The sequence below is a fragment of the Pseudomonas sp. Pseusp21 genome (assembly GCF_059492145.1).
Genome location: NZ_CP168520.1, coordinates 6,266,917 through 6,277,979 on the forward strand (window position 1 = coordinate 6,266,917; position 11,063 = coordinate 6,277,979).

Annotated in this window: 10 protein-coding genes; 3 read left to right on the forward strand and 7 right to left on the reverse strand. The window is 60.7% G+C overall.

All coding sequences use genetic code 11. The annotated features are described in order from the left end of the window. The first annotated feature begins 1 nt into the window (after window position 1). Window positions 2–1,957, forward strand: a complete 1,956-nt coding sequence (locus ACEN93_RS28445) for a MacB family efflux pump subunit (RefSeq protein ID WP_085667792.1) — start codon at window positions 2–4, stop codon at window positions 1,955–1,957. 65 nt (window positions 1,958–2,022) lie between these two features. Here ACEN93_RS28445 and ACEN93_RS28450 read toward each other — a convergent pair whose 3' ends face one another. Then, window positions 2,023–2,793, reverse strand: coding sequence for a helix-turn-helix transcriptional regulator (locus ACEN93_RS28450; protein ID WP_074687879.1), 771 nt, complete (start codon window positions 2,791–2,793; stop codon window positions 2,023–2,025). A 255-nt stretch (window positions 2,794–3,048) separates the two neighbouring features. On the opposite strand from ACEN93_RS28450, the gene ACEN93_RS28455 reads away from it, so the two are divergent. Then, the gene (locus ACEN93_RS28455) at window positions 3,049–3,276 is read left to right on the forward strand and encodes a hypothetical protein (RefSeq protein ID WP_134333558.1); all 228 of its coding nucleotides are present in this window, start codon (window positions 3,049–3,051) and stop codon (window positions 3,274–3,276) included. On the opposite strand, the gene glcF is transcribed toward ACEN93_RS28455, so the two are convergent. The 6 genes from glcF to ACEN93_RS28485 all read right to left on the reverse strand — a co-directional run bounded on the left by glcF (window position 3,233) and on the right by ACEN93_RS28485 (window position 9,840). Then, window positions 3,233–4,510, reverse strand: coding sequence for a glycolate oxidase subunit GlcF (gene glcF / locus ACEN93_RS28460; RefSeq protein ID WP_495610810.1), 1,278 nt, complete (start codon window positions 4,508–4,510; stop codon window positions 3,233–3,235). The genes ACEN93_RS28455 and glcF overlap by 44 nt on opposite strands. 3 nt (window positions 4,511–4,513) lie before the next feature. Then, window positions 4,514–5,578, reverse strand: coding sequence for a glycolate oxidase subunit GlcE (glcE, locus tag ACEN93_RS28465; protein ID WP_134333556.1), 1,065 nt, complete (start codon window positions 5,576–5,578; stop codon window positions 4,514–4,516). Next, the gene (gene glcD, locus ACEN93_RS28470; RefSeq protein ID WP_495611569.1) at window positions 5,578–7,077 is read right to left on the reverse strand and encodes a glycolate oxidase subunit GlcD; all 1,500 of its coding nucleotides are present in this window, start codon (window positions 7,075–7,077) and stop codon (window positions 5,578–5,580) included. The genes glcE and glcD overlap by 1 nt, the downstream gene beginning before the upstream one ends. Before the next feature lie 169 nt (window positions 7,078–7,246). Further along, window positions 7,247–8,086, reverse strand: coding sequence for a glutathione-dependent disulfide-bond oxidoreductase (gene yghU, locus ACEN93_RS28475; protein ID WP_495610811.1), 840 nt, complete (start codon window positions 8,084–8,086; stop codon window positions 7,247–7,249). Window positions 8,087–8,278: 192 nt separating this feature from the next. Further along, window positions 8,279–8,755, reverse strand: coding sequence for a PA2171 family ribosome-binding persister protein (locus ACEN93_RS28480; RefSeq protein ID WP_039770748.1), 477 nt, complete (start codon window positions 8,753–8,755; stop codon window positions 8,279–8,281). Between the two features lie 242 nt (window positions 8,756–8,997). Continuing rightward, window positions 8,998–9,840, reverse strand: coding sequence for a helix-turn-helix transcriptional regulator (locus tag ACEN93_RS28485; protein ID WP_495610812.1), 843 nt, complete (start codon window positions 9,838–9,840; stop codon window positions 8,998–9,000). A 94-nt stretch (window positions 9,841–9,934) separates the two neighbouring features. On the opposite strand from ACEN93_RS28485, the gene ACEN93_RS28490 reads away from it, so the two are divergent. Next, a complete protein-coding gene (locus ACEN93_RS28490) occupies window positions 9,935–10,891 on the forward strand; it encodes a threonine dehydratase (protein WP_074687884.1) in 957 nt (318 codons plus the stop codon). The last annotated feature ends 172 nt before the right edge of the window (window positions 10,892–11,063 follow it).

Here is an 11,063-nt window from a genome sequence, read left to right on the forward strand (position 1 = left end):
CATGAGCGAACCTCTGCTGCAACTGACCGGCATCAGCCGCAGCTTCACGGCTGGCGATCGCGAATTCCTCGCGCTGAAGAACATCAACCTGACGATCAATGCCGGGGAAATGGTCGCGATCATCGGCGCCTCGGGTTCCGGCAAATCGACCCTGATGAACATCCTCGGCTGCCTCGATTACGCTACGGCCGGCAGCTACAGGATCAACGGCCGGGAAACCCGCGATCTGGACAGTCAGGCGCTGGCCGAACTGCGTCGCGACTATTTCGGCTTCATCTTCCAGCGCTACCACTTGCTGCCGCACTTGAGCGCGATGCACAACGTCGAGATGCCGGCAATCTACGCCGGCACGCCGGAACCACAACGTCATGCGCGAGCCCGTGAATTGTTGGCGCGCCTTGGGCTGGAAGGGCACCTGACCCATCGCCCGAGCCAGCTGTCGGGCGGTCAGCAGCAGCGGGTCAGTATCGCCCGGGCCCTGATGAACGGCGGCGAAGTGATCCTCGCGGACGAGCCGACCGGCGCCCTCGACACCACCAGTGGCAAGGAGGTGATGCGCATCCTGCTGGAGCTGCACGCGGCCGGGCACACGGTGATTCTGGTGACCCATGACCCCAAGGTCGCGGCCAATGCCGAGCGCATCATTGAGGTCAGTGACGGCGAAATCCTTAGCGACCGTCGCAACGAGCGCGACAGCACGGCATTGAGCAATGAGGACGCGGTCCCCAAATCCACGGGGGCGCGGCGTCTGGTGGCCAGCCTCGGGTTGTTCAAGGAGGCCTTCAACATGGCCTGGGTCGCGCTGATTTCCCATCGGATGCGCACACTGCTGACCATGCTCGGGATCGTCATCGGCATCACCTCGGTGGTGTCGATTTCGGCCATCGGCGAAGGAGCCAAGCGCTATGTACTCAAGGACATTCAGGCCATCGGCAGCAACACCATCGATATCTATTCCGGCACCAGTTTCGGCGACAGCCGTTCGGCGGCCATCGAAACCCTGGTGCCGGCGGATGTAACGGCGCTCAACCAGCTGTACTACGTCGACAGCGCCACGCCGGTGGTCGGGCGCAATCTGTTGCTGCGCTATCGCAATATCGACCTCGATGCGCAGGTCAACGGGGTCAGCGATCTGTACTTCCAGGTGCGCGGAATCAAGATGGAGTCGGGCATTGCGTTCAGCGAAAACGATGCCCGACGCCAGGCGCAGGTGGTGGTGATCGATCACAACACCCGCCAACGGTTATTCGGCGAGGGAGTCGATCCGCTGGGACAGGTGATCCTGATCGGCAACCTGCCGTGCACCGTGATCGGTGTGGCAGCAGAAAAGAAGAACATTTTCTCGTCGAGCAAGTCGCTCAATGTCTGGGTGCCTTACGAAACCGCAGCCGGTCGACTGTTGGGCCAGCGCTACCTGGACAGCATCAGCGTGCGGATCAAGGACGGCCAACCGAGCAAGGTCGTGGAGGACAACGTCAACAAGCTGATGCTGCAGCGCCACGGCACCAAGGATTTCTTCACCAACAACCTCGACAGTGTCATGCAGACGGTGCAGAAAACCAGCCGCTCACTGGCGCTATTGCTATCGCTGATTGCAGTGATTTCGCTGGTGGTCGGCGGCATCGGGGTGATGAACATCATGCTGGTGTCGGTCACCGAACGGACCCGCGAGATCGGTATCCGAATGGCGGTCGGGGCGCGGCAGTCGGACATTCGTCAGCAGTTTCTGGTGGAGGCGGTGATGGTCTGTCTGCTGGGCGGGGCGATTGGAATCTCGTTGAGTTACGCCATCGGCCACCTGTTTTCGCTGTTCATCAAGGAATGGGAAATGGTGTTCTCGTTGAGCTCGGTGTTGACGGCGGTGATCTGCTCGACGCTGATCGGCATCGTGTTCGGCTTTGTGCCGGCGCGCAATGCATCGCGGCTCGACCCGATCGAGGCGTTGGCGCGGGACTGAGGGCCGGACATGAAAAAAACCGCCGTCCCTGGCAGGACGGCGGTTTTTTACCGGCGTGTGATCGATCAGGCCGCGTTGGACGGGTCGCAGGCGGCCGGGCAGTCTTCAGGTGAATACATCCAGCGCATCAGCGAATGGCGGCCGCTGATTCCCAGTTTGATGGCAGCACGTTTGAGGTAGCTCTCGACGGTATTGACCTTCAGTTGCAATTGCTCGGCCAGTTCAGGCGCGGTGCGCCCGGCCAGCAGACCGACGCACACTTCCAGTTCACGGTTGGACAGGCTCAGGCCCAGTTGCTGCACGCGTTCGCAAAAACGCAGGCGCAGGGTTTCCAGTCCTTGCAGCGATGCTTCGGTCGCTGCGGCTTGCGCCTCGGGATCCGCACTCGCCGGTTGCAGCGCGTGGATGTGCTTTTCCACCATCGGCAGCAACACCGGGGAGATGTCCTGCAACAGACTGCGCTCGCGCGCGGAGAAGCGCTTCGACGGTCCGCAGCGGTACACGGAAATCACATAACGGTAACCGTCCTTGCGCCGGGTCAGGTGCAACTGCGAAGCATCGGTGACCGTGGAGGGTTCGGGGGCGGGCACGTCACTGTTGCCGGGATCGGTGCTCAGTTCGGAATACACCGTCTCGGCCGTCAGGGTTGCCTCTTTGGGGCATTCCGGCTCGGTGCGCGGTTGCGTACGTGCGACCGGCTCCACGCGCATCTGCCGGATGTGTGTGGCATCCACGGCCAGTTGGGTGAGGATCAGGTCGTGCAGCATCCGCGGAAAATGCCGGCTGCCGGTGCTGGCGATGACTTTGCCGATGTGAGGGAACAGGTGTGAGTTCATGTGTTTCATCCATGAGTAGCAATGGGGGAATTGCGCTTTCCCGAGTCTCCTGCGGATATCCTTGGCCGGCGACCTCAAATCGGGAAATTTGGATCCTATCCTAGTACAACGTTTGAGCGACCGTTTAATGAAGGGGTTATTAGCTCATAACGAACATTGAGTGCCGCAACCGCATTGCCTTCCACTCGTCGCATGTATCGAACGACGCAGAACCGAACCGGCTCTACCCGATGTCATCTTCGCGAGGCATTCGATATGTTTGATCAACGCAAAAAAGAGTCCCTGTCGGCCTGGCGCAATCTGGCAACACAGTCCCGGGAGCAGCTCGACCCTCAGGATCAATACGATGAGTTGCTCAAGGGGGCCGACGAGATGCTGGAGCAGGGACTTATCAACGCTTCCGAGTGGCGGCAGTTGGTGCGCGATGCAGGCCACATCTTTATCCGTCAGGAAGACTTGTCTGCGCCACCGCTTGAAGGGTAGCAGGCACTCCGGACATACAGCGGCAATGCGCGTCCACCAGTTCGATCCAGTGCCTGACGGGCGTGCGGCCGGCGCCGTCGAGGTGTGCCTGACAGCCGATGTTGGCGGTGGCGATGATCTCGGGATGACCACTCTCCAGCGCAGCGAGTTTGTTGTCGCGCAGTGACCTGGCCAGCGCCGGTTGGGTGATCGAGTAAGTACCTGCCGAGCCGCAGCACAGATGAGCGTCGGGGACGGCAGTCAGGTCGAAGCCCAGTCGGACCAGCACCGACTCCACCACACCGCCAAGTTTCTGCGCGTGCTGCAAAGTGCAGGGGCAATGGAAAGCCACACGTTGATTGGCGTGAATGCCTAAGGATTCGAGCGGCTCTTCGCGCAGCACCTCAACCAGATCTTTTGCCAGCGCGCTGACGGCTTTGGCCTTTTCGGCATAAGTTGGATCGGCGCGAAGCAAATGCCCGTAATCCTTGATGAACGCACCACAACCGCTGGCGGTCTGCACGATCGCCTCGGCACCCTGTTCGATGGCCGGCCACCACGCATCAATGTTGTGGCGGGCGCGCTCAAGGCCGGTGGCCTGGGCGTCAAGGTGATAATCCACCGCGCCGCAACAGCCAGCCTCGCGGGCAGGAATCACGCTGATGCCCAGACGATCCAGCACCCGCGCCGCTGCGGCATTGGTGTTGGGTGACAGGCCCGGTTGCACGCAACCCTCCAGCATCAGCACCTGCCGGGCATGGCGGATGCCAGGATCTGATGCAGGCATTACCGCGTTGCGTGGCAGCTTGTCTTGCAAGGCGTCGGGCAACCATCTGCGCAACATCTGACCGCCGTTGATCAACCCTTTGAACAACCGTGGATTGGGCACGATATTTCGCAGCCCTTCACGTAACAGGCGCTGCCCGAGCGGACGCGGGACGGCGGCGTCCACCACCGCTCGGCCGATGTCGAGCAGGTTGTGATAGTCCACGCCGGAAGGGCAGGTGGTTTCACAGTTGCGGCATGACAGGCAGCGATCCAGATGTTGCTGGGTTTTCGCCGTGACTTCGTTGCCCTCAAGCACTTGCTTGATCAAGTAAATGCGTCCGCGCGGGCCGTCCAGTTCATCGCCGAGCAATTGATAAGTCGGACAGGTCGCATTGCAGAATCCGCAATGAACGCACGTGCGCAGGATGCTTTCGGCCTCTTCGGCGCGGGGCAGTTGCCGGGCTTGCGGGCTGAGGGTGGTCTGCATGGCTCAAAGCTCCGCGTACAGACGCCCGGGATTGAAAATGCCCCGGGGGTCGAGTTGTCGTTTGAGTTGGCGGTGATAGTGCAGCAGGGCGGGCGCCAGAGGATGGAACGGCTCGTCGATCAGACCGTGGCTATAACAGGTCGCATGCCCGCCGACTTCGTCGACCACTTTGCGAATGACCGCAGCTTCGGCCGTCGATTTGAGCCAGCGTTGCGCGCCTCCCCAGTCAAGCCACTGCTCGCCGGGCAGGTTCAGCGGCGGCGTGTTCAGCGGCACGGACAGACGCCAGAGCGGTTGGTCTTCGTCGAAGAAGCCCAGGTGTTGTTCGTTGAGATCGGCCCAGAACGAACTGTTGAGCGGCTCGCCGCCAAGGCGATCATGGGCGGCCGCCACCGAACCTTCGCCACCCTCCAGGCGCAAGTGCAATTGCCGGCCATCGTGACACGCGGCGCTGATCGGCAACGGTTGTTGGCCCCATTCGGCCAGACGCTGCAAAGCTTGATCACCGGTCATTTCCAGGCTGAGGCTCAGGCACGCTCGCGGTTTGGGCAGCACCTTGAGCGAGACTTCGGTGATCACCCCGAGCGAGCCGTAACTGCCGGCCATCAGGCGTGACAGGTCATAACCGGCGACGTTCTTCATGACTTCGCCGCCGAAGCGCAGGTGTTTGCCATGACCGGTGATGATTCGCGTGCCCAGCACGAAATCGCGCACCGATCCCGACCAGGGCCTACGCGGCCCGGACAGGCCCGTGGCGACCATGCCGCCGACCGTGGCATCGTCGGCGAAGGCGGGTGGTTCGCACGCCAGCATCTGTTGCGAAGCGTCCAGCACGGCCAGCAGTTCCACTAGTGGAGTGCCGCAGCGTGCGGTGATCACCAGTTCGGTCGGGTCGTAGCTGACGATGCCGCGATGGGCGCGAGTGTCGAGAATCTCGCCACCGACGATGCGCCCGAGAAACGCCTTGCTGTTGGCGCCCTGGATGCGCAGCGGGGTAGCGTTTTCCAGTGCCCGGTTGACCTGTTCGAGCAGCGCGGCGCTGTCATCGAAATCCATCGCGTCGCCCATCAGAACCGCTCCAGTTCGGGGAAGGGCAGTTGCCCGTGGTGTACGTGCAGGGCGCCGAATTCGGCGCAGCGGTGCAGGGTCGGAATGTTTTTGCCGGGGTTGAGCAGGCCGCCGGGATCGAACGCGGCTTTGACGGCGTGGAACAGGGTCAGCTCATCGCTGTTGAACTGCGCGCACATCTGGTTGATTTTTTCCCGGCCCACGCCGTGTTCTCCGGTGATGCTGCCGCCGACCTTGACGCACAGTTCGAGGATCTTGCCACCCAGCGCTTCGGCACGCTCCAGCTCGCCGGGCAGGTTGGCGTCGAACAGAATCAGTGGATGCATGTTGCCGTCGCCGGCATGGAATACGTTGGCGACTCGCAGGCCGTATTCGGCTGAAAGCTGTGCAATCGCATGCAGTACGCCAGGCAACTCGCGGCGCGGGATGGTGCCGTCCATGCAGTAATAGTCCGGCGACAACCGGCCCACGGCAGGGAAGGCATTCTTGCGCCCGGCCCAGAATCGCACGCGCTCGGCCTCGTCTCGGGCCTGGCGCAGTTCGGTGGCGCCGGCGTGTTCGAGCACTTGCCGGACCCGCGCGCAATCATCGTGGACATCGGCTTCAACGCCATCGAGTTCACAAAGCAGAATGGCCTCGGCATCCACCGGATAACCGGCGTGGATGAAGTCTTCGGCAGCGCGGATCGCCAGGTTGTCCATCATTTCCAGGCCACCGGGAATGATGCCGGCCGCGATGATATCCGCCACGGCGCGGCCAGCCTTTTCCACGGAGTCGAACGCCGCCAGCAGCACTTTGGCCGTCTGCGGTTTGGGTAAAAGTTTGACCGTGACTTCGGTGATGACCCCGAGCAGGCCTTCGGAACCGGTGAACAGCGCCAACAGGTCGAAACCGGGGGAATCCAGTGCGTCCGCCCCCAGCGTCAGGCGTTCGCCATCGACGGTGAGGATCTCGACCTTGAGCAGGTTGTGCACGGTCAAGCCGTACTTGAGGCAATGCACACCACCGGCGTTCTCCGCCACGTTGCCGCCGATTGAGCAGGCGATTTGCGAGGAAGGGTCAGGTGCGTAATACAGCCCGAACGGCGCGGCGGCCTGGGAAATCGCCAGGTTGCGCACACCGGGTTGAACCCGTGCAGTGCGGGCCTTTGGGTCGATCTGCAGGATGTTGTTGAAGCGCGCCATCACCAGCAGCACGCCTTTTTCCAGCGGCAAAGCACCGCCGGACAAACCGGTCCCCGCGCCCCTGGCCACCACCGGCACCCGTCGTTCATGGCAGATCTGCAACACGCCCTGAACTTCATCGATATGCCGTGGCAGTACCACCAGCAGCGGCGTGGTGCGGTAGGCCGAGAGGCCATCGCACTCGTACGGTTTCAGTTCCTCGCGCTGATGCAGCACGTCCAGGTCTGGCCATTGGTGCTGCAGGGCTTGCAGAAGCGCGACTTTGTCGACGTCGGGCAAGGCGCCATCGACCTGTTCGTCGTAGAGAATGTTCATGCGGGTGGACGACCCTCCGTTGTTGTTCGAGGTCGGGTGTCGCACTTTCATCGCTGGGCCGCTGACACCTGGAAATAAAGCGTAGCGGTCCGTGGGGCGGTGGGAGCGATTTATCAGACACAACGCCTGATGCCGGAGGCTACAGGCGCTGTATCGGATAAGGCCAATGTCAATCCAGATCGCTCGCCTGATGTCGCTCCGGAACCTGGCTCGCTTCATCGCCCCACGTCCGGTTGACGCGCTGGCCGCGAATAACCGCAGGTCGTTCGGCAATCTCTTGCGCCCAGCGCTGCACGTGGGTGTATTCATGGGCGCTCAGAAACTCGGCGGCGGAGTACACATTGTTGCGCACCAGTTGTCCGTACCACGGCCAGACCGCTATGTCGGCGATGGTGTAGTCGTTGCCGGCAAGGTAAGGGCTTTCGCTCAGGCGGCGATCGAGTACATCCAGCTGACGCTTGGCTTCCATGGTGAATCGATTGATCGGGTATTCGAGTTTTTCCGGCGCATACGCATAGAAATGCCCGAAGCCACCGCCCAGATACGGCGCAGCACCCATTTGCCAGAACAGCCAGTTCAGGGTTTCGGTGCGACCCGCCGGATCGGAGGGCAGGAAGGCGCCGAATTTCTCCGCCAGATACAACAGGATCGAGCCAGATTCGAACACGCGAATGGCCGGCTCCACGCTGCGGTCCAGTAAAGCCGGAATTTTCGAGTTGGGGTTGATCTCGACAAAACCGCTGGAGAACTGGTCTCCTTCGTTGATGCGGATCAGCCAGGCATCGTATTCAGCGTCGGTGTAGCCAAGCGCCAGTAATTCCTCGAGCAGAATGGTCACCTTCACACCATTGGGCGTGGCCAGCGAGTAGAGCTGCAGCGGATGCTTGCCGATCGGCAGCTTTTTTTCATGCGTCGGCCCGGCAATCGGGCGATTGATATTGGCGAATTGGCCGCCGGAAGGCGCGCTGTGTTTCCAGACCTTGGGTGGCACGTAAGACGTATTGCTCATGAAACGGACCTCATCGGTTAATGGCCGGAATGTTGTGAGCCCGAATGGGAACAGCGGGCTCATGACGAACAGCACACCACACAACGGCGTTTGAATGCCACCGGCGGGCGGATGAAAATTCGCGGGACTCGAGCGTGATATCAACCCAAAGAAAAGCCCGGCAGATGCCGGGCTTTCTGGGTTTCGGGAGCATCACGCCGCCACGTTGCCGGCCATCATTTCTTTTTTGTAGCTGGCTTTCATTGCTTCCATTTGTTCGCCCAGTTCATCGAGCTTCGCTTTGCCGAGGAGTTTTTTTGCCTGCGGAAACATCTCGGTTTCTTCCTCTTCGATGTGATGCTCCAGAAGCTCCTTGACCACTTTGACCCGGCCAGCGAACTCGGGCGTACCCGGATCAGTCAGTTTGAGGTCTGGCAGTACCAGCGAATCCACGGTGCGGTGCTCTTCCTTGGCTTCGAAGTACATGATGTCCTGTTCCTTGGTGCCGGCTTCCTTGAAGGCCGGATAAAGGATTTCCTCTTCGAGTCGGGTGTGGATCGAGATCTCCATTTCCAGTTTGCCCAGTAGCTCGACACGTTTTTTCAGGGCCCGGTCCGTCGATTCGCTGAGTTGGCTCAGAATCCCTTTGACTTTCTCGTGGTCGGCTTTCAGAAGGTCGATCGCGTTCATGTTGGTTGCCTCTGCTATTCAGGGTTAGAACACAGTCCGATGTCTCTCGGCGCCGTGGATTCCCGAAGAACAACGCATTTGCCATGCCAGTCGCGCGTCTCGGCCAAAGGCGTCTGGATCAGGGGTTGTGCGATAGCAGGGCTGAGGGAGGTCGTGCAGCCTGCATGAACGACGTGCAATCGGCATTGCAGAACACGACCCGAAGGGTTGTGGGCGTGATTTTTCGGATCAGAAGACAGCGATCACGACGGATGTTTTTTACCGGTGCTGGCGCTGTGGCAAGTACTTTTGCGTAATTGTGCCGGACTCACGCCAAGTCGTTGTTTGAAGGCGCTTGCCAGGTGCGCCTGGGAATTGAATCCACAGGCCAGGGCGACCTGCGACAAGGCCGTTTTCCCGTCGCATATCATCGCCCGAGCCCTGGCCAGGCGCCGGTCGATCAAATAGCTATGGGGGCTTTTGCCCGTGGCTTGTTTGAAGGCGCGAGTGAAATAGCCTTCGGACAATTCGAGCAGGTGTGCCATCGACAGTACATCGAGCGGGCCATTGAGACCTGCGTCAATGAACTCATCCAGCCTTCGCATTCGGCTGTCGGTGATCGAGCCGCGGTGCACTGGCACGTCCTGAACTGCGGCGCGCTCAGCCAGCGCAAGCGCCCAGGTTTCCAAGTCATCGTCCCATTTGGGCTGCAACAGCGCGCTGCGCATTCGCTGGGCAAGAAGAATGGCCTGCGGGTCGATGCGGTTGTTGAATGGCCGATCTCCGGCCAACACACCCCCTTTGGTGCGGATGACCCGCAGGTATTCACCGCCCACGGGGGACTCGGACAACACATCACAGCCGACCGGGACAAACGCCAGGCCATTGGGCATCGCGTCGAAGGGACGTACCCGGTCAGTACCGATGGCATGCAGGCCGCGTTGGCTGTCGAAGGCAAAGCCAATCGCTGACTGGGTCGCCACGTAGCGTGCCGAGTAGGCTGCGCCGGGCAGCAATTCGATCGTCCACGAACCTGCCTCGATGCGACGGACCGGTTCCGCAAGGGGTGTGATGTGCTGACGGTTTCGATGACTCATGAGCGTCATAGTAGTGAAGGGATGGCATAAAAGTCAGGTTCGTTTTTTGAAAGCCGACGCGCCGCCTGCGTGCCTAGACTGGGGCAAAGCCAAGGAGACGCTCATGCATACACTCAGTCGCGATGACCTCGAACACGCTGCTCGCCAGGTTTACCAGGTGATGCCAGCTACCGCCCAGTATCGCTGGCCTCTGCTGGCCGAGCGATTGGGATGCACCGTTTGGGTCAAGCACGAAAACCACACGCCGACCGGTGCCTTCAAGGTGCGCGGCGGCATTACCTTCATGAACTGGCTGCGCCGTGAGTACCCGAGCGTCAAAGGCATCGTTTCTGCGACGCGTGGCAATCATGGCCAAAGTCTTGCACTGGCAGCCAGTGCCGTGGGGCTGAGGGCATTGATCGTTGTGCCACAGGGCAACTCGCAGGAAAAGAACAACGCCATGCGCGGGTTCGGCGGTGAGGTGGTCGAGTACGGGCGTGACTTCGATGAAGCTCGCGAAGAGGCTGCTCGCCTGGCGCAGGAACATGACTTGTACCTGGTGCCGCCATTTCATGCCGAACTGGTCAAGGGCGTTGCGACGTATGCGCTTGAGCTGTTCAGTGCAGCGCCAGAGCTGGACACCGTCTATGTACCCATCGGCTGTGGTTCGGGAATCTGCGGTGTGATTGCTGCCCGGGATGTGTTGGGCCTGAGTACCGAGGTAGTAGGGGTGGTGTCGACGGAAGCAATGGCCGCCAAACTGTCTTTCGAAGCGAAAACGATCTGTGAAACCGCGTCGGCCAACACTTTTGCCGACGGCCTTGCCGTGCGCAGGCCTGTTGCCGAGGCGTTCGACATTTATAGGAAGGGGGCAGCGCGGATCGTCTCGGTAAGCGAAGATGAAATCGCCGAGGCCATGCGCGTGTATTACACCGATACCCATAACCTTGCTGAAGGGGCGGGCGCGTCCGCGTTGGCGGCCTTGATGCAGGAGCATGAAAGGCGGGAGGGGAAAACGGTCGGTGTGATTCTATCCGGGGGAAATGTTGATCGAGCGATCTATGCGGGGGTGATTGGATGATTGCTACCTTATATAGCCGGTACGGGGGGTAGTTTTCGCAAACGCGACCTGGCCTGTTGAGTATGGAAAAGAATTTTCACACGGGGGTTGACCACCTGTTTTGATCCTGTATTATTCGCCTCCCGCTAGCGAGCAACTTGAGTTGCTTCTAGCGCAAGTGATTGAATTCAAA